20 protein-coding genes and 2 pseudogenes are annotated in these 24,049 nt (G+C 50.2%); 4 read left to right on the forward strand and 18 right to left on the reverse strand.

Annotation, left to right across the window (positions count from 1 at the left end):
- Both PsAD26_RS16705 and PsAD26_RS28905 read right to left on the reverse strand, forming a co-directional pair.
- Complete coding sequence (locus PsAD26_RS16705) at positions 1-1,194, reverse strand: transporter substrate-binding domain-containing protein (protein ID WP_063311365.1); 1,194 nt, start codon at positions 1,192-1,194, stop codon at positions 1-3.
- A 364-nt stretch (positions 1,195-1,558) separates the two neighbouring features.
- Positions 1,559-2,074 (reverse strand): annotated as a pseudogene (locus PsAD26_RS28905) (IS6 family transposase); the annotation flags it as partial.
- A 271-nt stretch (positions 2,075-2,345) separates the two neighbouring features.
- On the opposite strand from PsAD26_RS28905, the gene PsAD26_RS16715 reads away from it, so the two are divergent.
- Entirely contained in the window at positions 2,346-2,567 is a 222-nt protein-coding gene (locus PsAD26_RS16715; RefSeq protein WP_063311367.1) for a hypothetical protein, read from the forward strand.
- A gap of 115 nt (positions 2,568-2,682) precedes the next feature.
- Here PsAD26_RS16715 and PsAD26_RS16720 read toward each other — a convergent pair whose 3' ends face one another.
- Together PsAD26_RS16720 and PsAD26_RS16725 are read right to left on the reverse strand one after the other, a co-directional pair.
- The gene (locus PsAD26_RS16720) at positions 2,683-4,140 is read right to left on the reverse strand and encodes a sodium:solute symporter family protein (RefSeq protein WP_063311368.1); all 1,458 of its coding nucleotides are present in this window, start codon (positions 4,138-4,140) and stop codon (positions 2,683-2,685) included.
- Between the two features lie 247 nt (positions 4,141-4,387).
- Positions 4,388-5,617 (reverse strand): aminopeptidase P family protein, encoded by a 1,230-nt coding sequence (locus PsAD26_RS16725; RefSeq protein ID WP_063311369.1) that lies wholly within the window; start codon positions 5,615-5,617, stop codon positions 4,388-4,390.
- Between the two features lie 129 nt (positions 5,618-5,746).
- Between PsAD26_RS16725 and PsAD26_RS16730 the strand changes: the two genes are divergently transcribed.
- Positions 5,747-6,658, forward strand: coding sequence for a LysR family transcriptional regulator (locus PsAD26_RS16730; protein ID WP_063311370.1), 912 nt, complete (start codon positions 5,747-5,749; stop codon positions 6,656-6,658).
- Positions 6,659-6,803: 145 nt separating this feature from the next.
- On the opposite strand, the pseudogene PsAD26_RS30220 reads toward PsAD26_RS16730, so the two are convergent.
- From PsAD26_RS30220 to PsAD26_RS16750, 5 genes and pseudogenes are all read right to left on the reverse strand, one after another.
- Positions 6,804-7,159 (reverse strand): annotated as a pseudogene (locus PsAD26_RS30220) (transposase); the annotation flags it as partial.
- Positions 7,160-7,397: 238 nt separating this feature from the next.
- A complete protein-coding gene (gene phnE / locus PsAD26_RS16735) occupies positions 7,398-8,141 on the reverse strand; it encodes a phosphonate ABC transporter, permease protein PhnE (RefSeq protein ID WP_063311371.1) in 744 nt (247 codons plus the stop codon).
- Positions 8,141-8,935 carry an ATP-binding cassette domain-containing protein gene (locus PsAD26_RS16740; RefSeq protein ID WP_063311372.1) on the reverse strand — a complete coding sequence of 265 codons (795 nt, stop codon included), beginning with the start codon at positions 8,933-8,935 and terminating at the stop codon, positions 8,141-8,143. Before PsAD26_RS16740 ends, phnE begins: the two co-directional genes overlap by 1 nt.
- The gene (locus tag PsAD26_RS16745) at positions 8,932-9,822 is read right to left on the reverse strand and encodes a phosphate/phosphite/phosphonate ABC transporter substrate-binding protein (protein WP_063311373.1); all 891 of its coding nucleotides are present in this window, start codon (positions 9,820-9,822) and stop codon (positions 8,932-8,934) included. The genes PsAD26_RS16740 and PsAD26_RS16745 overlap by 4 nt, the downstream gene beginning before the upstream one ends.
- On the reverse strand, positions 9,822-11,675 hold the full coding sequence (locus tag PsAD26_RS16750) for a cytochrome c peroxidase (RefSeq protein ID WP_063311374.1): 1,854 nt from the start codon (positions 11,673-11,675) through the stop codon (positions 9,822-9,824). The genes PsAD26_RS16745 and PsAD26_RS16750 overlap by 1 nt, the downstream gene beginning before the upstream one ends.
- A 130-nt stretch (positions 11,676-11,805) precedes the next feature.
- On the opposite strand from PsAD26_RS16750, the gene mntR reads away from it, so the two are divergent.
- Complete coding sequence (gene mntR, locus PsAD26_RS16755) at positions 11,806-12,282, forward strand: manganese-binding transcriptional regulator MntR (protein WP_063311375.1); 477 nt, start codon at positions 11,806-11,808, stop codon at positions 12,280-12,282.
- An 808-nt stretch (positions 12,283-13,090) separates the two neighbouring features.
- Here mntR and PsAD26_RS16760 read toward each other — a convergent pair.
- The 8 genes from PsAD26_RS16760 to PsAD26_RS16800 form a co-directional block, all read right to left on the reverse strand.
- Positions 13,091-14,581, reverse strand: coding sequence for a DUF2235 domain-containing protein (locus tag PsAD26_RS16760; protein ID WP_063311376.1), 1,491 nt, complete (start codon positions 14,579-14,581; stop codon positions 13,091-13,093).
- A 399-nt stretch (positions 14,582-14,980) separates the two neighbouring features.
- On the reverse strand, positions 14,981-16,021 hold the full coding sequence (locus PsAD26_RS16770; protein WP_063311378.1) for a DUF4123 domain-containing protein: 1,041 nt from the start codon (positions 16,019-16,021) through the stop codon (positions 14,981-14,983).
- Positions 16,018-16,386 (reverse strand): PAAR domain-containing protein, encoded by a 369-nt coding sequence (locus PsAD26_RS16775; protein WP_082596416.1) that lies wholly within the window; start codon positions 16,384-16,386, stop codon positions 16,018-16,020. The genes PsAD26_RS16770 and PsAD26_RS16775 overlap by 4 nt, the downstream gene beginning before the upstream one ends.
- Positions 16,387-16,395: 9 nt before the next feature.
- Entirely contained in the window at positions 16,396-18,492 is a 2,097-nt protein-coding gene (tssI, locus tag PsAD26_RS16780) for a type VI secretion system tip protein TssI/VgrG (protein ID WP_063311379.1), read from the reverse strand.
- A 75-nt stretch (positions 18,493-18,567) separates the two neighbouring features.
- On the reverse strand, positions 18,568-19,062 hold the full coding sequence (locus tag PsAD26_RS16785) for a hypothetical protein (RefSeq protein ID WP_063311380.1): 495 nt from the start codon (positions 19,060-19,062) through the stop codon (positions 18,568-18,570).
- A gap of 2 nt (positions 19,063-19,064) precedes the next feature.
- Positions 19,065-19,934: a hypothetical protein gene (locus PsAD26_RS16790; protein WP_063311381.1), complete on the reverse strand. Its 870-nt coding sequence runs from the start codon at positions 19,932-19,934 to the stop codon at positions 19,065-19,067.
- On the reverse strand, positions 19,934-20,230 hold the full coding sequence (locus tag PsAD26_RS16795) for a hypothetical protein (protein WP_063311382.1): 297 nt from the start codon (positions 20,228-20,230) through the stop codon (positions 19,934-19,936). The genes PsAD26_RS16790 and PsAD26_RS16795 overlap by 1 nt, the downstream gene beginning before the upstream one ends.
- A gap of 119 nt (positions 20,231-20,349) precedes the next feature.
- Positions 20,350-20,865, reverse strand: a complete 516-nt coding sequence (locus tag PsAD26_RS16800; RefSeq protein WP_057465969.1) for an Hcp family type VI secretion system effector — start codon at positions 20,863-20,865, stop codon at positions 20,350-20,352.
- 849 nt (positions 20,866-21,714) lie between these two features.
- Here PsAD26_RS16800 and PsAD26_RS16805 point away from each other — a divergent pair.
- Positions 21,715-23,118, forward strand: a complete 1,404-nt coding sequence (locus tag PsAD26_RS16805) for a tyrosine-type recombinase/integrase (RefSeq protein ID WP_153041521.1) — start codon at positions 21,715-21,717, stop codon at positions 23,116-23,118.
- Here PsAD26_RS16805 and PsAD26_RS29405 read toward each other — a convergent pair.
- Entirely contained in the window at positions 23,018-23,635 is a 618-nt protein-coding gene (locus PsAD26_RS29405) for a hypothetical protein (RefSeq protein ID WP_063299999.1), read from the reverse strand. The genes PsAD26_RS16805 and PsAD26_RS29405 overlap by 101 nt on opposite strands.
- Positions 23,636-24,049: the final 414 nt, after the last annotated feature.

Below are 24,049 nucleotides of genomic sequence, written 5' to 3' on the forward strand. Positions count from 1 at the left end.
TTACTTCACCACCCTTAGATTTCGAAAATCAGAACTGGCTTGCCTAGCGAAATGCTGGTTAATGTCACACGTGAAGGCTTCTGCATCAAACTTGACGAAATACGGGTCTGCTTCTACTGGCTGCGTGCTTGTCGCGACGATGCAAAAGCGCTGCGTTTGATCAAACTTTGCAACTTGCGGCAGCAATGCAGCGTGATTAGTGATTTGATCAATCTGAATTGGGCCCAGCACGCTATCAAAGCAACGAACGTAAAGACTCTTCCGAACAGATTTAACATCCTCAGAGCCACAATCACGGATCGCATCTGCCAGCATATGCACAGCCGAGTATGCTGAAGCCATAAAAGCAGAGCTATGACAATGTGGTCCTAGCATTTCCCGTAAGGAAGTGACAAAGGATCTGTTCAACTCAGCATGTTCGTTTTCAAAGTATATTGATGTTGTGTAATGGCCGTGCAGAGCAGATGGGCTGATCGTCTCAATCTCACATTCAGTAACATTACAACTGATAATGGGGCAGTTCGCCGGATCAAACAGTGGGTTGCTGCGCCCTAAATCCTCGTAGGCCTTATAAAATTCATAGCTAGAAAGACCGATCAGATTATTCAGGATGAAATCAGGCTTCTTAGCAGCGATCTCATCAATTAAGTGCGCAATGTCGGGCGAATTGATCGGTACGTACTTCTCTCCAAGAACCTGCCCACCAACTGCCATCAGCAGTTCGCGAGCAACTCTGTTAGTCTCCCACCCCCAGATATAATTGGAACCAGTTAGATAGGCATTTCTGCCGTAGCGTGGAATAATATGCCGGAATAAAGGAACGATATGTTGATTAGGCGTGGCACCGATATAAACGATATTCTCGCAGCTTTCGAAACCTTCGTAGGGGAAGCAATACCAAAGAAGCGCATCATGTTTTTCAATGGCGGGTATAACTTCCTTCCGGCTGGACGAAGTCGCCGTGCCAATGATCTGCTGGCATCCTTCCTCAGCCAGTAACTCCTCTGCATAAGCAGAGAACTTTTCCAGCGAATCTCCCGGGTCACGAATTACAGGTTCCAACTCGAACTCATATCCAAGATCAGTGTTAATCTCCTCAAACGCAAGCAATGCCCCGTTCAGAGCTGCTTTGCCGATAACTTGATCTGTCCCACTCGTGGATAATAAAATCCCCACTCGAATTACTTGTTTCATTCCCCCTCCCGGAGACAGACAACTCTGGCCATTGAAAACAAAAAAGCCCTTACTCTGCGGATGATTTCTGTCCGCAGAGTAAGGGCTTCGTTGCCATAGTAATATTTCACTAAATCATGATCAGAAGTACATATAGTTGTCAAGCTCTCTTAAATTGACCTTAGTTATCATGCGCTTAACACCTACAAATGGCCCTCATAAGAGCACTGTTTACATCATCAATACTCTAGCCATAGGCGAGTAGGTTGACAGCTAGGAAAGAGGCGGTCCTTTATGCCGATAACATCTGGTTTGAACTTTCCACTATCAGCGGCATGCGCGTTTGAGCTCCGGAGGCAAGCGTGCTGCTAGATTACTCCGCCGAAAGCGAGAAAGCCTTCTCGACGAAGCAAGCCTCAACCAGCACATCATTGGAGACATTTAAGTGCCAGCCTGCCCTTTACGTAGAGCTCGCATCACTTCAAAGCCCTTGATTATGGCGTAAGCCGACTTCATGGTTTTGAACCCACGTACTAGCCTGATGAGCTGTTTCAGCTTGCCATAGTCGGCCTCAACAACATTGTTAAAGTACTTCACTTGGCGATGTTCCGTTGCTTCAGGATATTTACCCTCCACTGTCAGCTGATATAGCAGCGCCATATGCTGGGGCCTTATTGGTGTTGATTATCTGCGGCTTTCCCCAATCCTTCAGGCCCTTCAAGGTTTCCCCAGGAATCGTTTCGCAGCTTGGTTTTCCGGGTGGGGGAGAGTTAGAAGCCGATGGCGTTTTCGAACTTGTCGACGGTCAGATAGAGATACGCCCATTCTCCGGAACCTTGATGTAGGTCCCATCAACCTGCCAACTTCAGGAGGCTGGCGGACACCATTGCCAGCACAACTTTGCCGTTGAAATGGCGGCCTTTGAATGCACTCTTGAAATCACCAAAGCGATGTTGAAAGCTATCTCATCACAGAGCCCGCCGGATTTGCAACAGGACCGATCAATTGCTATTTTTGGAACGGCAATCTTTATTAGGGGAAGTTAGTAATTGATGATCTAAAATTTGAGCTAGAAAAGATTGAAACCAGTTATGATGGTATCAAAGTCCTCCAGAGGGCCGCAGCCGAATTCCAGAACTACATTAATACTAATGCCGACATGATCCCGAACTATGTGGAACATAGGCATTACAAAGTCCGGTTCTGTCGAAAGCACAGTTTATACGGTTGTCGGCAAGCGATTTTGCAATCTCCAGCAAATGCGCTGGTTGAAATCAGGTACTCACCTTCTGCTGCAAGCTCGTATGCGAGCGCTGGGCGGAACATTCAAGCAAAAGTTTGAAGAACGGTACCCCGGCATGAAAGCTGAAACACAAAACAAGGCACTCCACTAGCTCGCAGTCTTGTTGCCCCACATTTTATAGAACTAGTCATTTAGCGGCTCTCGACAACCTTCAATGTGGAGGGTGGGTCCAAAGCCCTGCCCTCCACATTGGCAATGCATTATGATCAGGCGGTTGCAACCCGCTTGTCTAGTCCGAATGTCAGAATGCTCACACCGACATACAAGACTGATGAAACTACGCATCCAACCAAAGGCCCTACCACCCATCCAGTAGCACCCCAGATCAACAGGTAGCCCGAAATGCAGAAGCCTCCAACCATAGCAGCTAGTGCGCCGTATGCGTTTCCGCGCCAGAACGCTGAAACGAAGACCGGACCAACCAAAGCAGCAAGCAGAGTGCCTGTACCAAGAATACCTAACCAGGACAGGAAGAACGGTGGCGCGTAGATCATCATCAACAAGCCGACCAATCCAAACACCACCACGGCCGTTCGGTTGATGAACAAAACTGTCTTGGGGTTTTCATGACCCGGGAACAGCGCTCGACGCAGATCGTGAGATGCGGCAGAGGCGACCGTGTGCAGCAGCGAGTTTGCCGTGGACTGCATGGCAAACAGGATGCAGAGCGTAATGAAGCCGCCTAGAACTGGGTGCAGGAACGTCTCCAAATAGACCGGCATGGCCTGATCGGCCTCAGCGAGATCCGGCATCTTGAGCCGCATGTAGAGACCGACGATGGGGATCAGCGACAGGATGCACGCAAAAGGCGCCACATAGAGCGCAACAGTCGAGAACTTCACGTCGGCTCGAAACGCCAGAAAGCGCACTGCCATGTAGGGTAGGACAGCGGAGAACATGAACGCGTAGGGCAAAACCAGATAGACTGCACCTTTGGCCTGGCCGTAAGGGTCAGAAGACACAGGGTTCACGAGATTAGGGTCGATCTTATTCAGCTGAGTGACCATCTGCATCAGTGGAATGTCGCTGAACATCTGAACACACACGATAACCGCGGCAATCAACATGCCTATCAGCATCAGCGTGTCAGTCCAAGCGACCGCCGTCAGACCACCTAGAACGGTATACAGGATGATGATTGAGATCATCACCATAGCGCCCCAGACCTGCGGCAGATCAAGCCACCCTGACGCGAGTATGCCAACCGCCTTGATTTGACTAGTTAGGAATACGAGTAGTAAGACAATTGTGATAATCGCTGCAATGCCTTGAACCAGACGGGCGAGCCCACCGGCGCTATGCAGATTGGCCACATATTCCGGGATCGTATTGCTGCCCATGGACGCTGCGCGACGCGACAGGAACTTGGCAAAGAAAAGTACAGCTATCACCATCGCAGGTGCAAACATGAAGTTGCCTAGAATTTCAATGGCGCTGAACTCGTAAGCTACACCGGGTGAGCCCATGAAGCCCCAACCGGAATAACCCGTCGCTACAATCGTCGCTGCACCCACAAACGGGCCAAGCGACCGGCCCGCGACTAGAAAGCCGCTTTCGTCATCGTTGTTGAAATGCACAACCTTGCTTGATTTCCAACCCAGCCAGATTAACGCGATAAAGGACATCGCCATGATCAGCCAGTTGATCCACGGAATACTTTCCATGATCTCCTCCTCCAGATTTGGTAAGTGATGCACCGCCTTCTGTTGCGGAACGGGTCTTTGGGGTCAGTCGTATTTGCGAACGCGATCTAGTAGCCAAGCCACAAGCGCGACGGCGATGGTGGCCATACTCAGGATGACAAACCAATCAAGTACCCATGAATTCAGAAACATATGCTCCTCCCAGATTAAAATGTCTCCAGATGTAGAAACGCCCCGACCATGCGCAGGTCGGGGCGTTTCATTTAGATCAGGCCGCTTTTGGCACTGATTTGACGATCAAATTCTCGGGTCCGTAGGGGAAGTTAGTGATGTTGCGATTGCCTTCGTCCTCGATCACGATGATGTCGTGTTCGCGGTAGCCACCCGCGCCGGGCATGTTCTCAGGGATGGTGATCATCGGCTCCATAGACACTACCATGCCTTTTTCCAGAATCTTCTCGCAATCTTCGCGCAGCTCCAGACCTGCCTCGCGACCATAGTAGTGGCTAAGCACCCCAAAGGAATGGCCGTAACCGAAGCTACGGTATTGTAGCAGATCATCCTCGGCGTAAATCTCATTCAGTTCTTTAGCGATGTCGGAGCATTTCGCCCCTGGCACCAGCAGCTCCTTGCCGCGATCGTGGACCTTGCAGTTCAATTCCCACATCTTGATGTGCTCATCGCTCGCATGCTCGGCAAACAGCGTACGTTCAAGCGCTACGTAGTAGCCTGCGACCATAGGGAAGCAGTTGAGGGACAAGACATCACCGCGCTGGATCTTGCGGCTGGTGACTGGGTTATGTGCCCCATCGGTGTTCACGCCGGACTGGAACCAGGTCCAGGTATCTAAAAGTTCGCCATGAGGCCAGACCTTGGCAATCTCGCGAACCATAGTTGCCGTTGAGTGCAGCGCTACCTCATGCTCAGGTACACCAACCGCAGTTGCTTCCACACAAGCTGTGCCGCCAATGTCTGCAATACGTGTCATCTTTTCAGTATGCGCTATTTCTTCGAAAGACTTAATCATACGCAAGCGCATGGCAGCTGCTGAGATATCGACGAGTTCAACGTTCTGAAACTCGGCCTTGAGCAGGTTTAGCGTGTCGATGGTGATGTGATCGAACTCAATTCCCAGACGCTTGACGCCACCTATCAGGGGGCGAATGGCATGAAAATAATTGTCTTTCTGCCAGTCGGTATAAGTGATGTTTTTACCGCCAAAGGTGCGGCGCCAGGGCTGACCGCCATCAATACCCGCACTGATGGACGTTGCGATGTTGTGGTCAACGAGAAACCCGTAACGGCGCCCAAACTGACAATAGATGAAATCGGAGTAGTAGTTCACACAATGATAACTGGTGAAGAGAGCCGCATCGATGCTTTCCTTCGCCATATGTGCACGGATGGCGTCCAGGCGACGTTGCATTTCGACGTCTGAGAAAGTGCCGGGAGCCTTGTCGCCATTACCGACGTAGTTCTGTAGACGTTCGCGTTCCATGAGGGGCTTCCTAATTTTGATATCGCCAAAAGCGGTTAAAAACTAACTACATGAACCGGAAGTTGCACGATTTCGTCAAACGATGTTATTTCAGGATAGGTTTAGTTTTTCTAATGAAGAAGGAATATCATGAGCTTGCCTCCGTTGAACGCCCTTCGTGCCTTTGAAGCAGTTGCACGACTAGGCTCTTTCAAAGCCGCAGCTGACGCACTTTTTGTCACCCAATCTGCGATAAGCCATCAAGTGAAGAACTTCGAAACCTGGTTGGAAGCACCGCTATTTCATCGTGAGGGTAACCGTGCAATCTTGTTGCAGCATGGCATTGAGCTGGCAAATTCTCTTTCTCTTTCTCTTTCTCTGACTGAGATCGACGCCGCATGTCACCGCGCCCGTTCGGACAATGGCCGCAACGAACTGGTCATTGCCGCAATCCCATCCGTTGCCATGTGCTGGCTCATACCTCGGCTTGCCAATTTCAAAGAGGCCCATCCAGGTGTCGAGACGCGGATTATCTATGCGATCCACGGCTATGAGATCGACTATTCAGACGTACATATCGCTTTCGCCTTTCTGCCGAGTGAACCACAGGGGGCAGATATTGACGCGACATTCTTCCTGAGTGGTGACAGCCTTCCGGTATGCTGCCCAGCCCTATTGGAACAGCACGGAGCATCTATGGATCACATCTCGGATTTGCACAGTCTTGGTTTGCTGCATGACGGCGATACATGGGGCTGGCAACGCTGGTTTGATCTCAACGGGAACGAAGATCCCGGCCCCTTGCAGGGGACAACTTACGAAGATTTCAACCTACTCAGGGCCGCCGTATTATCGGCACAAGGCGTCGCTCTTTGCCCGCTTGCGATGGTACAGCCGGATCTGGAGATAGGAGCCCTAGTTCAGCTCTCAGATCGTCGAATGACCTACGGGTCAGATTACTACCTCATCAGATCCAAACGTGTCCCGTCATCCATGCAAGCACATATCGACATTTTCTCTGACTGGGCCTTGTCCGAACGGAAAGTTGCTTTGGGACATTAGCGCAGGTTGAATAAGTGGCGCTGTTGCAAAAATCAGCGGGCTCTACAAAGAGATAGCTTTCAACATTGCTTTTGTGACTTCATGAGTGCATTCAAAGGCCGCCACTTCAACGGCGAAGTCGTGCTATAGGCAGTTCGCTGGCCGCAAACACCATCCGCAGCAAAGTACTTTGCCGAAAACGGCCATACCGGTTGCGGGAGAACGCGGAGTGATTGGGAACTTTACCTTCAAGACCAAGACGGCAGAATCGGCGATGATTAGATTGAGATGGAACTCGCCACACATGATCCCCATACAATAACCATTATTCAGCACCCGCACCATGATCACAAGATCAATGGAAGCACGACCTATCTGGCTATAGAACGGTCTTAGCTACTCCCGAATGTTATTAAAGTCGAGGAAGTGATCGAGCTTGCGCGGTAAGTGATCTGCAGAAACGCGTTCTTCAAGACAAAAATCGTAAAAAAGCTGTGCCGAAGTATTCTGAGTTCCCATCATCGAAGTATTCCCTCGCTCTCTTAAATAACGAGTCGATTACGCTTCGATACTTTCACCAACGAGACACCGACCTTTTTCAACAGTAGGGGCCAATAGCGAACCCCAGCGATTTCATTTATTGCAAGAACCACTATTTGCGAACTGGTGCTTTTTGCTATTTTGCATAGCCCATAGCGGAAGTTGGGCTACTGCAGGAAGAGGCTCTGGTTGTCTCAATTTATCGCTATCGCACGTTGTCTCACGAAAACTTCCGGCGGATTGTTGAGTTGATGATCTCGATCATAACAATCAAAACCGCAATCACGATTGCGACTGTAGCGGCTTTATCATATTGGAAAGAGCGGACGTAGGTTTGGATGTAGAAACCAACTCCACCAGCACCGACCACGCCAAGCACAAGGCTTTCGCGCAGGTTCAGCTCAAAGCGGAAGATGGTGTCACGCAGAATAACCGGTGCCATTTGCGGCCAGATACCAAACTTCAACCGCTGCAATCCAGAAGCTCCCAGGCTGTCCAGTGCTAACACTGGCGTGGCTTGTACATCATCGATGGCCTCAGCATAAAATTTTGCCAACATGCCTGTTGCATGGAATGTGATTGCCAGAATGCCAGGCAAAGGGCCAAGGCCAACAGCACCTACCATCAACATAGCAACAAGGATCAGCGGAATGGACCTGATAAGAGCTAACAGGCTGCGTACGGGTCTATAAACTGCCGCAGGCATCAAGGTTTCTGCTGCCAGAATGCCCAGAAATGCGGAAAGAAAAACAGAACCAAGGGTGCCGAGAATAGCAATCCGCAATGTCTCCAGCAGGCCTTTTTGAACCTCTGGCCAAACTGATAGATTTGGTGGGTACATACGGCTTAAAAAGTCGCCCATGCGAGCACCGGAACTTGCCAGTTTGCTGAGGTCTATATCTGCGCTCATACCGGACCACACTACTACTGCAGCAAGTGTAAGCACTAAAGGGAACCTACGCATCAACCAATTTTCCTTAGGGGCTCAAGTTCCTCACTAGCCTGATAAAGAACCCGCATATCCAATGAGGTAAGTTGGTTTGTTTGACGGTCTACAATAATTTTTCCGTTTGAGAGGCTAAGGATCCGGTCAGAAAATTTGCTTGCAAGTTCTGGTTGGTGGCTACTGAAGATCACTGTTATGTCTCGTTTGGCAGCAAGGGATGTGAGCAACTGCAGGACCGCCTCTGCACGGATCGGATCAAGATTGCTGATTGGCTCGTCTGCAAGAATAAGTTTTGGTTCTTGAGCGAGACAGCGTGCGATAGCAACACGCTGGCGTTGTCCGCCGGAGAGTTGATCGGTACGCCGGTCTGCCAGCCCCATCAGATCAACGTCTTCAAGAGCTTGCGAAACGGCTCTTTCATCGTCTGCGCTAATATTACCAAGAAGAGATGATAGCAAATTGATACGGCCCAGACGTCCGTTCAAAACGTTCTGCCGAACTGTTGCTCGATCTATCAGCGCAAACTCTTGAAAAATGAAGCCGATATCAGCTCGGTGTTGTCTGGCTTGTCGTTGACCAGGCTGGATACCATTGCCAAGAACAGCTGCATTCCCATTCCAGCTTGTGAGGCGACCATCCAAGAGGGCAAGCAGACTGGATTTGCCAGCCCCAGATGGTCCAATCAATGCAACTCGCTCTTTCGTTGGAATTGTTAAGGTGACAGCATCCAGCGTCTTTTGTGCTGCACCTGGATATTGGTGCGACACGCAGGAGAGAGAAATTGCTGGATGCTGCCTGTTTTTAAAGGTCATTTAATCAGCCCATAGCGGCGGGCGAGTGCTCGGACCCCATCATAATTTGCGGTGTCAGATTTAACGTAACCTTCTGGACCATAAATATAGGCAAGGTATTGTTTGTTTTCCGGCTTGTTCAGGGCAAGCATAGCGTCAACAAACTTGGCCTCTACCGCGGAGTCCAGCCCTTGGCGTGCAATAACCATATGGCTTGGGATCGGCTCAGATTTAGCAATTGAGATCACTTCGGATTGCTGTTCTGGTGTCAGAAGTAGATCCGCGTATTGGCTGGAACCGGCTGCATCAACAAGACCTGTTGCCATCGCTTGCATGCTTTGCTGGTAGCCTCCGGCAAAGAAACTGCGATCAAAGAAGTTATCGGCTTTACCAGGCTTGTCAAAAAGGCCTGCCTCGATGAACAAATTGAGCGGGTACATGTAGCCAGATTCAGAAATAGGATCAGCAAACGCAATCGTTTTACCCTTCAGACCTTCAAGGGATGTGATGCCACTGTCTTTGCGTACAAAGATCCGGCCAGTGTAACTTGGTGCACCTTTGTAAACTTCTGAAAGAAGAGGTTTGGCTCCAATTTCCTTCTCCGCCAGAACAAATGGCAGAGCGCCCATAAAGGAAATATCTGCATCTCCGTTACGCAGTGCTTCAACCGCGGCTGCATGATCTATGGTGACAAAGCCCTTCACCTCAAGGCCTGTTCGATCGCTCAGCCATTTGGTGATGACTTCAATGTCGCCAAGAAGCTTATCCGGGTTTTCCTGCGGGATGAATGCCAGTTTGAGATCTTCGGCTTGCGATTGCTCTGCTGCAACCAACATTCCTGAAAAAGAACTGGTGATCAGGAGGAGGGCAGCAACCGCGCCTTTAAACAGATTACGACGGGTTCCCATTAGTACATCCTCTCATCAATTTCATTCTGCAGTGCTTGGAATGCCTGCCAGTTTTTGCTTGCTTCAGACCATTTGTCATTAGCAACCGCATCGCCAACTGCCTGGAGAAGGCTGGCCAGTTGGTAGACTTCTGATTTTGCGGAAAGGTTCTTCATAGTAGAGGCATCTGCCTTGAGGTCTGGTGCGACGGTGTTCACAAGTACCTCAATGTTGGCTTTATCCTGAAGGGGCAACAGTGTGTTGAGTGTGGTTGCAAATGTGGTCAGTTCATCAAAGGCAAGGCGGAATTCCGTCTCTCTACCTTCAAATACCTGATAAGGTTCTTCAGCATCTCCCACGGCTTCAATATAGGCTGTCAGGTCTGCACGAGCTTCTGCATCCAGTCCCAAGTTCTTTGTAGTGTTGAACCAGTCAACGACGCTTCCCAGCGTTGGAAGAGACCCATCATGGAAGTAAGGCGCAGAAAATTTGGCACTGCGCAGTGTTGGCACATCAAATGTGCTCGCAGTTCCACCTGGGAATGATGGTTCAGATGAACCAATGTCATAGGCTTGGCCATTTCGGAAATTCTGGTCTGGTACATGGCAGCTGGCGCAAGACTTACCATTCATACCCTCGAATGGCTGATTGAACAGATTCTCGCCACGCTTTGCGGCAGCTGAAGCGTGTTGGGTCAGACGGCCTTCGCGGTCAACCTTGTTGTTTGGTAGAAAATCAAATTCGCGCATATAGGCCATCAATGCGTCCAACATGAACGGAGTTGGTTCTGCTCCCGCAAATTCCGTCACGATCACATTGCGTGTGAAACGGCGCAGACTTGCTTCGCGGCCATCGCGCCCATAAGGAGCGGTGAAGCGAATACCACGCAGGCTAGGCGTATCAAGGTGGTCGTCTTTCCGGTCATTGAACATGGGATTGAAGAAGGATCCGTCCACGTCCATCCCACCTGCATGACTGCTAAGACCGGGAATGAAGAACTCACGGTTCACATCGCTGCGATTATGACAGGTGGAGCAAGTGATGCCCAAGTCGCGGGCAGGGCCACCAAAAATCTCGGGGCTATCAAATAGCATATCGCCATAGGCAACAAGCGGCAGCAAAGCCTCATCTCCGCCTGCCTCTTCAAACTGCAGTATCAGCATTGGCAGCTGTTTCTGGTCTGCAATGTTGGAACCTGGCGGCAAGGTTGTAGGGAGAGTGACTTGCTTACCGGATTTCGCGATACTCTCCGGAACCGGACTTAGCTTTATACGCTCAGAGAAACTCTGGAGGGCGTAGTTTGCCTTCACATAAGTGGCAACAACAGTTTTGGCCTTTGAAAAAGTGCTTTCTTCAGATGAACTTTTACCAGCGCCCAACACACCGTTTGAGCCCAGGGAGGAAGTCATCTCCAACCAAGCCAACCCAAGCGATGTAAATGCTCTTTTGTCTCCAGCTTGTATGCCATCGGCAAAAGCACGGTAGAGCCCTTGGGCCCGAAGGAGATGCTGGCGTGCTTGCGCTGTGCCAAGTGTCTCCTCGGCCTTATCCAGACTCTCCAGCATACGTTCAGCGACGACTCGAGTGGTCGCTTCAAACAAAGCCTGCTTGTCGGTTGCTTTGAGTGCTGCACGTACAGTGTTGAGTTGCTCTTCGCTTAAAAAATCAAAAGCTGGCACGGAGGGGGCTGCGCCTGGTGCTGGATTTTCCCAGTTATCTCTCAATTTTTGCCACGGTACCGGGGCCAAATTGCCCATAAAGAGCGAAAGTCGGTAGGCCGCTGCTTCGGGAAGCCATGGTGCTTCTTCCAAAGCTGTTGCATGAACCAACCCCGGAAGGAGGCTCAGCCATAAAGCAAACACAAGGGAGCGCATTCTATAAAATATCCTGAGTCTTATATTGTTAGCAATGGCTAAGTATTGTTGCTATGGCTATGAAATTGTCAAGCGCAAAAGGAACCGATATAGTGCATTGGAGAAAAACACTTTTAAAGTTTAGTAGTGCATGACCAAAGAAACGGCAGAATCTCCCAGCTCCTTAAGCCCTGCTGGAAGTAACGAAAAAGTAGAGAATGCGCCTTGTTCTCAGGCCGAGCGGTTTGAATCTGTTCGCCGCGCCCATCAAAGTGAAATGGCAGAGGATTACGTGGAGCTCATCGCTGAACTCATTGCAGAGCGCGGGGAAGCACGACCTGTCGAAATTGCCGAGCATTTGGGCGTCTCTCAGCCGACAGTGACCAAAAATCTTGCACGGTTAAAACGTGACGGTTTAGTTATACATGCGCCTTATCGATCTGTTTTTCTGACAGACGAAGGCAAAGAACTAGCAGATATCTGCAGAAAACGTCATCGGATCGTGGTCAACTTCCTCAAAGCCCTTGGCATCAATGAAGCCATTGCAGAACATGATGCAGAAGGTATCGAACACCACGTCAGCGAAGAAACTCTAGCCGCTTTTGAGGCATTCACAGTCAAAGCGTAAAATAATCGTGTAAGCGACGTTTTGCTGTGAGTTGAGGTCGCGCATAGACTATAAATTAACGAGAATTATGGCTTTGCCTGTTCATTTGCTTGAGCTTTGAGAGGATTGTTTGCTAGGAAACGAAAACAATCGACATCAAATAAACAGCTTGTTTTGTTTCACACTCATAAACGCATGGACAGCTATAAGTAGAAACCACGCCTTCACCGCAGTGATCAAACATTAAAGCGAACGTTAAGTTAATGGTCCCGAGTTCCTCATCAAGCAGGAATAGTCCTAAGGAAAATGGGCGTCGCTGAGTAGCTCTCAGCTTGCTAACTGGCGCTTTGCAGCAGCTGTGTCACTACGCCTACCCTGGAGGCCCTCACCTGCACTGATCCGCGACTGCGACTGTCATTTCCCCCCCCACATCTACTGAGTAAGGTGCTGGCGAACGTGTCTTTTGTTGACGTTGTGTTGACGCGAACGCAAAAAGCCCTGAACCAGAGGTTCAGGGCTTTTGTTATATGTTTGATCTATTGATCGAATTTTGGTTGCGGGGGTAAGATTTGAACTTACGACCTTCAGGTTATGAGCCTCTAATGTAGCAAACTCTACTATTATTATTTTTCAATAAGTTAGCTCACAAGCAACTGATACCGCTTAGCAACTTTCACAGCACTTCAACGAAATATACGACAACAAACGGCGCTATGTACAGCTTGAAATGCGTAGGGCGGTTGACGTAGTGTTGACGCAAAATTCTCAATTCCTGCTTCCAGAAGATTAGCCATTATGAGTCGAACGATGCTCCAAACACAGTATTGCCTTAGTTTGGAAAAATCAGGCGTTGTCCGCTCTCATGTGGGTCGTGCCCAATACCCTCATAATTATCAGAGTGATGAAGGTACTTTTTCTTCAAAAGCTTCAGTTCATCATCTGACAAAGGTTCGCCCTTGTGTATTTTCTCATCAATGAATTTCAGTTCATCTGGAATATTAGTTAGCTCAGAAATAGGATTAGCTTCCTTAGAGCCTTCACCATCCTCATGATCTAGTGCGATAAAGGGAACCTGACTAGCAACAGCATAATCATGCATTTTATGCAAAGCGATACGGGAATATGCTCCGTCGACATACTTGCGCTCCATTGTTGTATGATACTCTTTGGTGGGACCGGGCCACAGAATATTTTCCTTCTCAATAGTACGAACTATACGACCTGTTTCACCTTTATAGACCCATACTTCCTCTGATCCACTTCTGGTAATGTCTACGTCCTGAATATCACCAATTCTTCCCTCTTCAATTGCTTGCGCCGCCGCTCCTTCATCAGTTCCTAAATCGACATCATAACCTTTAGATACATAACCACCTCCTATATCCGAATGAGCGCCATACATGCACTCTTCAATGTGATTTCCTTCGGTTTTTATTTCAGGGGTTTTGCAGCTAACCGGTTTCGAAAGAATAGATTTAAGACCAAAATTTTCTCTGCGTTCATTAATAGCCGCAAGCTGCACTATCTTTTCTTTAGCAATACCGGGGGGAAGGCTGGTTATAACCGGGGCATTCCTATCATTCATGGCGCTAAAGTCGCCCCTTAATAGAGCAGTTATGGAGGGAACTGTATCAAATAATCCAATAAAATTTATCTGTGTAGGTATACCTGTAAATACACTATACAAAGTTCCTTTATGTCTCTTGGAAGTCCGCTTCGGTCCAAGCATACCATCAACAGGAACCAGCGCCCTTTCCCATCGCTTTGGTCTGCGGCCATAATTTTTTGCTTTGTGTCGGAAACGTGAATAGATGCCGCTAGTTTCGCTTATCAAGTTGGCGAAGTGACGTGCAGTTGCAGCCCCACGAGAAAACCCGAAGATATCAATTTCAATTCGGGTAATGTTATAATTGGCATAAGTATCAACAAACTCCCAAGCAGCTTGAGCCCCTTTTTCAGACTTAGCAATCACTCCTGTAAAGCCTGTTCCTGTCGCAGCCCCTCCAGTCAAGAATTTCTCATCATCTTTAAGTGTATTTGTACCAACACCTTCTACATAAACACTTCCAAATATTACCCTCTCATCATTTAATTCTCCCTGAGAGTGTGATTGAGGGTATATTTGGTGTAACTTCCAAATATTAGTGTAGTCGCTTTTATAACTATCGGGAACATTACGCTTTTTACTATTTGGTAATTTGTTATAATAAGCTATATTCTGAGCATTATTTAGAGTTCCATCAAAAAACACACCAATTCTGAGCACATACTCACAAACTTCACAGCTACTTATAGGTTTATTGGGGAAATCTGATTTCATTTTACATCCACAGCATTTTGATAATCAAACTAATACGAATGATTAGTTAGAGTAAATCTAGTATAAAAATCCATAAAGAAGACGTATGGAATAAACACAAAGATTACAACGAGATAAATATTCTTAAATTTATAATTTTTAATTTTTATCGATATTATATATTGAATTACTAACAACAATAAAAGAAATAAGTTAAACGCTAGAACAGCAATCCTAGATATAGAAAAATCGGAATAATTACTATATGATGGCCCAATATTGCTATGAACCATATCTATGATAGTATGCATATTATAAATACTAGGCCAACCGAAGACATTATTTCCGAATGGAAATAATAAAATTAGAAACACCAACAGAATTTGCATCAATAATTTTAACATACTATTCATATTCAACTTATGCCTCACCATCTAACATCGGATACTCTAATTTCATTTCTTCAATGACATATGCAAAAAGGTCTTGCTGTGTTGCTAATCCATTGTCTCGGCCAATCTCAAGTAACTTTCTAATGGACGAATTTAAGCTCTGCATATTTGTGCCAGCCGATACTTTTCCGTTGTACATTTGCGAGGCATGATGGATGACCTTTGCTACAAACAACTCCCACTGCATGTCCTCAAACGCTTTTTCCTGAGCCTTGCGGATGAGGGTGATGTGGCTCTTGGGGCGTTCGTTGGTTTGTGTGGAGCTTTCTGCAAATGGTGTCATGGGTGCGAGTTGACGTGTTTGCATGTTAAAGCGGCCTGCTTTGCAATGCTGCCCCGATGCAGGTGCTCCAAAATGCCAAAGCTGATGGGCATTGCACAGGCTGGGCTCCTCACACCAATCCTCAGCAATGAAGTCAGTAATTGGCCCGAAGAATGCCTGCGTCTCCGTTGGGTTTGTAGAGAGCAACCAGACGCGCAGAACAGCTGGATCAAAAAACCGGAACCGCACCAACCGGCCATCACTTTCAAACTCAACGCGCAAATAACGCCGGAAGTGCCGTCGCAGAAGCACTACATCCGTGGCTTCGTCCTCAGAGATATCTGGCGAAGCAACAAAGGCGCCGCGCTCTACCTGCTGCTTTAGACTTTCTGGGGGCGGGGTTCTGTAAAGCTCTTTGGCCTTTGACTTTGAAGCTAAGAAGTAAATGCCCCAGCCCTTGCCCCAGCCTTCTTGAATCAGCCAATTGGTGAGATCGCTATCCTGCTCCAACCGCACCAGATAAGGAGCCGTCAGGGCCAGTTCCTGCGCCAGTTCTCCAGCAATCAGACTGCACCAGTCGGCATTCTCGTCCCCCAGTAAACGACCATAGATATCTTCACACCATTGTCCATCGATAATCGCATAAGCGGCAATGTCCTCAGTGACTTTGGCAAACAGGCTTGCCTTCACACTGTCCGCGATGAGCGTATCTGGCTCTACATCAATAGATAAAACTGCCTGTGTCATGAAGCATCCTTAGCAAATGGACATTCCTCGGCGAACGGCTTGCGTGTCCCTGGAGGGGACGCAGCGCCGATGAATACATTGGCGCTTCCCGAGACATCAGCACCACCACAATCTATCGGATCGCCAACACGGCCTGCTTGCTTGTTGTTGAAATTCACCGTGGGGCTACCAGCCGCCAATGCTCTGCCATGAGAGGGAGATGGGCATGGTGAACAGCCATGGGGCGCATAAGCATCCCCCTGCCTTACAGCAGGCCGGTTGTTAATGAAGATATTTGGACTTCCGGCAATGGCAGGTGTTGGCGGAAAGTGACAATCATGGCCAGAGCCAATGTCACCTAAACGAGCTGCGGGTTTTCCTGACATAGACCTCTCCTATTTCTCAAAGGAGCGGGCATAGCGCTCAGCATGAGGACCTTGATAATCTTCTGGTGCAGATGGTTCTATGAATGGAACATCCTTGCCTGTCGCAGGGGCCCCTGCGCCGCAATTGACATTCACGACAGTGCCTTCAATCTTGATGCCACTTGCATCGATGCGAATGAAGTTGCCACCCACGTTGAGAGAGATCGCAGATCCTGCACGAACAACCACCTGATCACCGCCATCAACAAAGATGGTACCAGGTGCGGTGTAATGCTGGTGTGCCAGACTTTCCATGCGAATGTTACGATTCACCTTGGTGGTATAGTTTCCACCAACCTGCAGCGTTTTATCATCAGCAATGCTTTCGTTGTCAGCAGCGTCAACCTGCGTGCGGCGAACCGCTTTCACATGAAGATCTTTTACACCGGAGATGGTTTCTCTGTGTGAGCCTTCCACTTCGATATCCTTCGATCCGCCTATAGATTCAGACTGAGAGCCATCAATCCGTTTATGGCGGTTAGCACCCACCTTCCAGGTCTCATTGTTCTCAACAACGCCGTTGTGGAACTTCTGGGCGTGGAACCAGATTTCCTCTTGTCCGCCCTCATCCTCAAAGCGAAGCTCATTGGACCCTGTCGCCTTGTGACTGTCAGACTTTAAGACCATGCGGGTTTTGAAGTCAGGAAGCTTGTTCGGCGTACGATTGTTGTTGTGGTAGGTTCTGCCTGTGATGATCGGCTGGTCTGGGTCGCCTTCGAGGAAGTCTACGATGACCTCGTGACCGATGCGGGGGATGGCGATGTGGCCCCAGCTGGCGCCGGCCCAGTTGGAGGACACACGGATCCAGCAGGAGGAGGTGTCATTCTTCTTGCCGTGGCGATCCCACGGGAACCAGACTTTCACCCGGCCATGTTCGTCGCAGTAAATCTCTTCGCCTTCCGGTCCGGTGACATGGGCGATCTGCGGGCCGTCCACTAATGGCTTTTTGAGCAGTTTGGGCCGGTATGGCAGGCGGGCGGGCATGACCTCAAACCCGGCACTGTAAGTGGTGGTACCGCTGCCGGCTTCCTCAGCCACGGCCTGCGGCTGACTGCCCTGATGCGAGACGGTAAGCAAATGATACTTGATGTTGTAATCGCTGTTCGGGTGGTCTGTGAGGGCAAACTGATGACCGGCTATCAGGTGAATGGCATTGGTCGCGCCACGACCTGTGGTGGCCTCAACACGGGCAGCTTCCAGCCGGTGTTTTGTGAACGGCTTGCCAACACCATCGGCCTTGTAGCGCCCCGGATACTCATAGAGCGCATAGTCTCCGGCTGAACCGTTGTCTTCACCGCGCTGATGGGCGTGTTGCTGGTTGTAGGGCGGGTTCTTGAACGAATAATCACGCTGCATGAAGCTGGTGGCGCGCAGCTGCTCGCGCAGGACAAAGCTGGAGCAATAGACGCCTTTGACCGCCCCGCCCGCCATGGCGTTGTATTCCAGCTTGGGCTGGTCCGGGAGCTGCGAGACAATCTGCGGGTTATCAATGAACTGCAGCGTATGCTGGCCATTGGCACCATAGGTGAAGTAGTACCAGATGCCTTCTTCTGCGGTGATGCGATCTAAAAAGCTTAAGTGACTTTCCCGGTACTGCACGCAGTATTCGCGGGCCTCATGAGGCTCAGTCAAATCCCACTTCACATCCTCTACGCCGTGTTCTTTCAGCAGGATCTTGACGATCTCGGGCACGCTTTTCTTCTGGAAGATCCGGCAGTCAGAGCCATGGGCTAAACGGTGCAGGCTGGGCAGCAGCGTGAGTGAGTAACTGGTGCGATGATGACCTTCATTGCCCCGGGCAATCTCGGCGATCACCCCGGAGAGATGGCGCAGGCCCTCGTATTTATGATGGATGGTCAGCGTAGCGGGCGTGTCCAGCAGGCTATGCAGGTCGAGCGCGTTGTCGGGACTGGCAAGCTCAATCTGGATCTGCGTGAGCCCGTTAAGGCGCTCAGTTGCCGAGAACCCGGTGACCAGCAACTCCGCATTGGGCTGCGCAGGAGCTGCAAAGGTGAAGGCCAGATCTTGTTCCTGGAAGAGCTGCGGGATTTGGACAATAGCATTCATAACAAACTCACTGGCAAAAGGAAAAACAAAGGACGTACAAGAATTGAAAGTGGTCTGGCGGGCTTCGTTAGGGCTTCACCCCGGCGGCGGATAGGGTTTTCCAGCAGCAGAGGTTGGCGGACACAACACACCGGGAGCAACCAGTACTTCGTTCTTGCGCTGAAAGTCATTCAGGAAAGTTTGGTCACAGGAGCGGTATCCAGCTGCGATAGCCTGAGTACGGGCGTAGTCGGTGAGCACAACCCCAAGAAAGACCCCGCCAACAGCAACGGTTAAGAACACGACCGAAAAGCTTTTAACCGAGCTCTTGACCCATCTTTGGCCCCAAGGGGTAAGAGCGTAGTGGAGAACAGGAAGACAAAGCCCTCCAAGAACCCATTGGGTCTTTCCGCGTGGGACAATCAGAAGGTCCTGTGTCTGTCCGAATAAAAGAAAGATGTCAGAGAGGATGATCCAGCACAGAAAGATAACCAGACAATCCAAAAACAGCATTGCGACATGTGTCCGTTTGAGATCAGCAGCAAGCCAATTTGCGGATTTCTCAATGCGGTCAAAACACCAGTCAAACATCGCTACCTCCGGTAGATCTGGTTATACAGATCTGAACCGCCAAAGTGCCAAATGATCTCACGCTCTAGCCGGTACAAAAAACTATTGCTGCGGCGTTCAAACTCTTCCACTTTCTGGCGCATGGAAACTTGTGCTTCACGAATAATCTGCCCAGTCTCCTGAATTCCATGGGCAATTGCCTTACCCGTCCAGTACAAAGCTTGACCAAGTTTTTCCCGGATACCAAATGCCTTGTCGAGTTCGGCTAAAGCTATACCTGCGATCATTCCAACGGCTATGGCTCCTCCAGCAACTGCAAGGGCGGGAAGCGCGATCACAGTTAGTCCAGCCAGCAAACCAGCCGCCAGCGTCCCTGCAGCCAAAGCCACGGTGCCAATGGCAACATCTGTAATGATGTTAGCAAACAGCTCATGATAGAGCTTCTCATCACTCATGATGAACTGCATCACATTGAGCACTACATAACAGGTGATCATGATGACTGCGTTGGAGCGTCCAGCTGACTTAAGTGCCTCCGGGCCTATGCCAAAGGCAACGACTTTGGGAGATGTGGACAGATACCGTGTGCCCTTTAAGGTCTCACGCAAGGCGGAGTATCCCTTAAACACCACGTATGTCTTGCCGTTCACTACCTTTGTGTAATAGCGCCCCTGCAGGCCGATTTCCTTTAGGAGTGTTTGACCACCCTTCATATCGCGTAGCAGCACTGGAAGGCTCGCCAGATCCAGAGCCCCGCCGGTTGTTGCGCCAAGGCTTTGATGGGCGTCTACTACGGCTTGCGCAAAGAGCTCCATATCCATCACGACAGCTTCTTCCTGGCGTGGATTGATAAGCTCTGCTGCCATGCGTTGTTCCGCCAGCGGATAGACCATCAGAATATCTCCTTGTGCGGCTGTTCCCCGGGTTTGACCATCAAGCGGTGGCCGGGAAACTGATCCAGAAAGCCCCGGATCTCCAGCTCTTCCGACAGATCTTCGTGCAGTGCATCTGACGAGCGTTCAGGCCGGTCACGGCCTTGCAAGACCACATGCGCAGTTCCTGCCGGATCGCACTCTTTCGGTGCAGCTTCTGCAATCGCCTCTACCTTGCGCCGCCGCCACAACAGGGCGCGAAAGAAGCTGCGCAAGTAACCGCGCTTCTCTGAGGCTTTGCCAGAGACAGGTTGCATATTCCAACTCCGCAGATCAGGCCCAAATCAAATGCTGCCTATCGTTTAACTCGCCCATAGGCAGTGTCCGGGCCAAAGCTGGCCCGGATCTGACTTCCATTCTTATTGAGAATGGAGACTTAAGCTGCAGGCGCGCGCCAGTCATCAGCACCAGACGTGCCGGAGACTGTGTGCTCCCACATGATCTTGCGGTAAGACAGTTCAATGGTGATCAGCTGAGTGAAGTCAGCGTTCTTCGGATCCTGACAATGTGGCAGGCCACACTCGATGTTGGTGATCAGCGCATCTTCAAAGGAGGTGGTGAAGAAATGCTCCTGCTTGCCGGAAGAATTGGTGCGGTACCATTTGACTTCACACTTCGGCAGCATCTCACCAGAGACCAGCGCATTATAAAGCAGCGGGATGGACTTGTTCATGGAGCAGGTGAACTTGAACGGAGTGTGCACGCGCTGACCAGCTGGCTGGCCGGACTGGATATCACGAGGAATGATGACCGTGTGATCAATGGCCTGCACCATGATCTCGTCTTCATGGCCTTCCTGCCACACGTTACCGACGGAATCTTCAGTAAACGCGCCTTGAGTGATTGGACCCTGAGTTGACCCTTCAATGGTGATATAAGCGGGTGTTGGCATAGTATGCTCCTGGTGAGCGCCCTCCGTGTGCGGACAGACGCAGCAAAACAAATAAATGAACCCCATTTGATGAGAATGGGCCACAGCCCCAGACCCCAGTCTGCGACAGCGTGCCAACACAATTGCAACTTGCATGCCAGAAAGAGAAAATAGAAGAAGAGAACACACCTGATCGGATTTACCTATTGAAATAACAAGAGAAATTTATTTTAGAACACGCGCAAAGCTGCCTTGCGGCGCAGCACTGCAAATTTAGTGCCGCAGCGCAAACTTGAGCCACTTCTGGCCCAGAAAGTTAACAAGCCCCCAAAAGGCGGTTATGCTATTGAAAAATATGAGAAATCAGCGGGCCATTTTTGGCCCAGCCCGAGCCGTTTTTGGCTTACCCCTGAAATATAAGGGAAAATCGGAATAAGACCTCAAAGACAAAGTCCTTTTTGAGCTGAATTTGGGGGCTTCAGGCCTCAAATGACCTCCCAAACGGCTCCTCTTGGGAGAGTAGATAGTGACCTTTGACAGCGAGGAATTGCTTTCAGATGAATACTGCTCAGGAGTAATGCCTGACATGCAATCTGTACTGGAGCTGGCAACTCAGCCTATCGCCGCTCATCTTCCAGTTCTTTCACAGGGGTTATTTTTCTCCTGATTTGGCGTCCTGCGTGCACCCCTTCTATTTTTCACTGCCTTTGAACGCCTTTCATTGCCTTTGAGCGCCTATGAACGCCTATACGCCCAGAGCCTATTCCTCTTACGCTTCCTGCAAGTGTGCGCGCCATACCATGAGACTTGGATCTTGCAAGGGCTGACACACTACGCATTACTTGGATGTCATGTGAGGGGGAATGGATTGTGCCAGGTCGTCAGCGCCTTACAGAAAAGATTGCTCGCAACGCAAAGCCCACGGTGCGCCAATACCAACTGTTTGACAGCGTGGTCCCCGGCTTTGCACTGGTGATTTACAAATCCGGCACCAAGGCGTTTAACGTGTCCTATCGGGTGGGAGGCCGCCAGCGCCGTTACACCATTGGCCAGTGGCCTGCCTGGAGTGTTGTGGCAGCCCGCGAACGGGCCAAGACCATTCGCCGGGAGATTGAACTCAGCTGCGATCCGCTGGGCAACCGGCAAGCAGAGCGGGTTATCCCTCATGTGAGCGATCTTATTGAGCGCTATAAGGACGAGCATCTGCCCAAGCTGGCAGAACGTAATCAGGCAGACCAGATCTCCATGCTGACCAAGCTGGTGCTGCCGACATGGGGCAACCGGCCCGTACGGGACATCTGTTCAGCAGATGTCAACAAGCTGCTGTGTCAGGTGGCAAGCGGGCGTCATCGGCCTGCCAGGACGAACAAGCAGCGAAGTAAACAAAAGCACCAGGACAAACCCAAGCCTACCCCGATCCGCGCCAATCGGCTGGGCGAGATCCTGCGCAAGATGTTCAATCTTTCGGTGCAGTGGAAGATGCGGGAAGACAATCCAGCAGATGGGTTCCACAAGCGTCCAGAAAATGCTCGTGAACGGTTCTTGTCTTTGGACGAGATCAACCGTCTGTCTGCGGCGTTGGAGAACAGCACGGATACGCGCGGAGCTGATGTCATCCGTCTGTGTCTGCTCACCGGGGCACGCTTGGGCGAGGTGCGCCATGCCCGCTTTGAACAGTTCAACCTGGACCTGCTCATATGGCTCAAACCAGCTGCTGCCACCAAACAGCGCCGCACGCACCGCCTGCCCATATCACTTGAGGTGGCCGATCTTGTACGACGCCGTCAAAGTGCTGTGCCCAAGGACTGCCTCTGGCTGTTTCCAGGTGATGTGCCCGGCAAACCTGTTCATGAGATGCGCCGCTACTGGCAAGGTATCTTGAAGCAAGCAGATATCAGTGATGTGCGCATTCATGATCTGCGCCACACCTTTGCCTCCCTGCTTGTCTCCGGTGGAGCTTCATTGGAAGTCATTGGCAAGCTTCTGGGTCATACTCAGATGAGCACCACTCAGCGCTATGCGCACTTAATGGAGTCTCCCTTACGCGAAAGCGTCAATGCAGTCGCTGGCTATGTAAAGTCCAAACCATCTCAACACACACAACAGGTTACTTCGCTTCCACCTCAACTACCTGCTTCAACGCCGCCCGTTCTTTCCGCAACATCTTTAAACGCTAGTTCTCCCGCGCCGTTTTCAGGGCCTGCCAAAGAGGCTGAATACGGCGGCGGATGGTACTCATATCAGGCGCCTCTCCACTTGCAGAGGCCTCAATAAACCAGTCCTGCATCGCACTGGCGAGCTCATTCAAAGTATTTGGAACACCTTGTGTAAACAGATGGACACACAGCGGTGCCCACATCCCTTCCCAGTCATATTTGGGCTCACGCCCACCCCGATCACCGCTTTGACCACCACGCTGACCAAGGCCATGCTTTTCTTCAAACCGATAAAGATCAGTCGCTGGAATCCATAGCTCATTGGGCTGCACGGCCAGGCCTTGCCTTGGGCAGGTGACATAAAGCAGTTCAGCACCTTTCTTGCGCAAAGGGATCACGCGGTGCACAAGGCAGGCGCGTGCAGGCACTCCCGCGGTTCCCAGCATTTTGAACAGGTCCGATCCGCACAGCTCCACCATCCCACACACTTTTTGTGCCCCGCACACAACCAATGGCGTGCTGGTGACAAGGCGAAACCGCCGTGCTTCCGCCCAACCTGCAATGGTGGCAAGCGGCACGCCCCAGCGCGCCTCAGCTTCAAAAACTGTAAAATACTCCTTTGATGGCAGCGCCATTGGTCTTCCTCCTCACGCACACCAAACATCATGAAGAAAAATTGAGGCACGAGGCAAACGCTCGGGCCTGCTACTGGCTAGTGAAGCCCTAGGCAGTTTTAGACTCCTGTGGCATCCAGCTTCTATTGGGCCTCATCAAAGAACACATCACCGCATGTAGTTCGCATCCAGCCTGCCGTTTAGGTCAGGCAATTTCCAGAAAAACTTAATACCTTTACCGGCTTACAACAGGCCAGTTTCTCAAATCAGCACGTCCAGCAGAGTTGATTTGACCAGAATATCAACTGTTTGAAATACTGAAGGTTTTTGCTGCAACTCGAATTCTAAAATTGACCATTGATATTTATGGGATATTCCAAATCTTCATGAACTCACAGGGGCAGTTGCGGCCTTTGGTTTGAGGCCTCCGATGCA

It is taken from the genome of Pseudovibrio sp. Ad26 (assembly GCF_001623285.1).
GTDB lineage: Bacteria > Pseudomonadota > Alphaproteobacteria > Rhizobiales > Stappiaceae > Pseudovibrio > Pseudovibrio ascidiaceicola.

Bases quoted from the DNA above. Each gene is read 5' to 3' on its own strand.
- PsAD26_RS16740 (WP_063311372.1), bottom strand. From the start codon at position 8,935: ATGACCTTTAAAAACAGGCAGCATCCAGCAATTTCTCTCTCCTGCGTG.
- phnE (WP_063311371.1), bottom strand. From the start codon at position 8,141: ATGCGTAGGTTCCCTTTAGTGCTTACACTTGCTGCAGTAGTAGTGTGG.
- PsAD26_RS16770 (WP_063311378.1), bottom strand. From the start codon at position 16,021: ATGACACAGGCAGTTTTATCTATTGATGTAGAGCCAGATACGCTCATC.
- PsAD26_RS16785 (WP_063311380.1), bottom strand. From the start codon at position 19,062: ATGTTTGACTGGTGTTTTGACCGCATTGAGAAATCCGCAAATTGGCTT.
- PsAD26_RS16705 (WP_063311365.1), bottom strand. From the start codon at position 1,194: ATGAAACAAGTAATTCGAGTGGGGATTTTATTATCCACGAGTGGGACA.
- PsAD26_RS16725 (WP_063311369.1), bottom strand. From the start codon at position 5,617: ATGGAACGCGAACGTCTACAGAACTACGTCGGTAATGGCGACAAGGCT.
- PsAD26_RS16800 (WP_057465969.1), bottom strand. From the start codon at position 20,865: ATGCCAACACCCGCTTATATCACCATTGAAGGGTCAACTCAGGGTCCA.
- PsAD26_RS16715 (WP_063311367.1), top strand. From the start codon at position 2,346: ATGTGGAACATAGGCATTACAAAGTCCGGTTCTGTCGAAAGCACAGTT.
- PsAD26_RS16720 (WP_063311368.1), bottom strand. From the start codon at position 4,140: ATGGAAAGTATTCCGTGGATCAACTGGCTGATCATGGCGATGTCCTTT.
- PsAD26_RS16750 (WP_063311374.1), bottom strand. From the start codon at position 11,675: ATGCGCTCCCTTGTGTTTGCTTTATGGCTGAGCCTCCTTCCGGGGTTG.
- PsAD26_RS16775 (WP_082596416.1), bottom strand. From the start codon at position 16,386: ATGTCAGGAAAACCCGCAGCTCGTTTAGGTGACATTGGCTCTGGCCAT.
- tssI (WP_063311379.1), bottom strand. From the start codon at position 18,492: ATGAATGCTATTGTCCAAATCCCGCAGCTCTTCCAGGAACAAGATCTG.
- PsAD26_RS16790 (WP_063311381.1), bottom strand. From the start codon at position 19,934: ATGGTCTATCCGCTGGCGGAACAACGCATGGCAGCAGAGCTTATCAAT.
- PsAD26_RS16730 (WP_063311370.1), top strand. From the start codon at position 5,747: ATGAGCTTGCCTCCGTTGAACGCCCTTCGTGCCTTTGAAGCAGTTGCA.
- PsAD26_RS16795 (WP_063311382.1), bottom strand. From the start codon at position 20,230: ATGCAACCTGTCTCTGGCAAAGCCTCAGAGAAGCGCGGTTACTTGCGC.
- PsAD26_RS16745 (WP_063311373.1), bottom strand. From the start codon at position 9,822: ATGGGAACCCGTCGTAATCTGTTTAAAGGCGCGGTTGCTGCCCTCCTC.
- PsAD26_RS16760 (WP_063311376.1), bottom strand. From the start codon at position 14,581: ATGAAATCAGATTTCCCCAATAAACCTATAAGTAGCTGTGAAGTTTGT.
- mntR (WP_063311375.1), top strand. From the start codon at position 11,806: ATGACCAAAGAAACGGCAGAATCTCCCAGCTCCTTAAGCCCTGCTGGA.
- PsAD26_RS29405 (WP_063299999.1), bottom strand. From the start codon at position 23,635: ATGGCGCTGCCATCAAAGGAGTATTTTACAGTTTTTGAAGCTGAGGCG.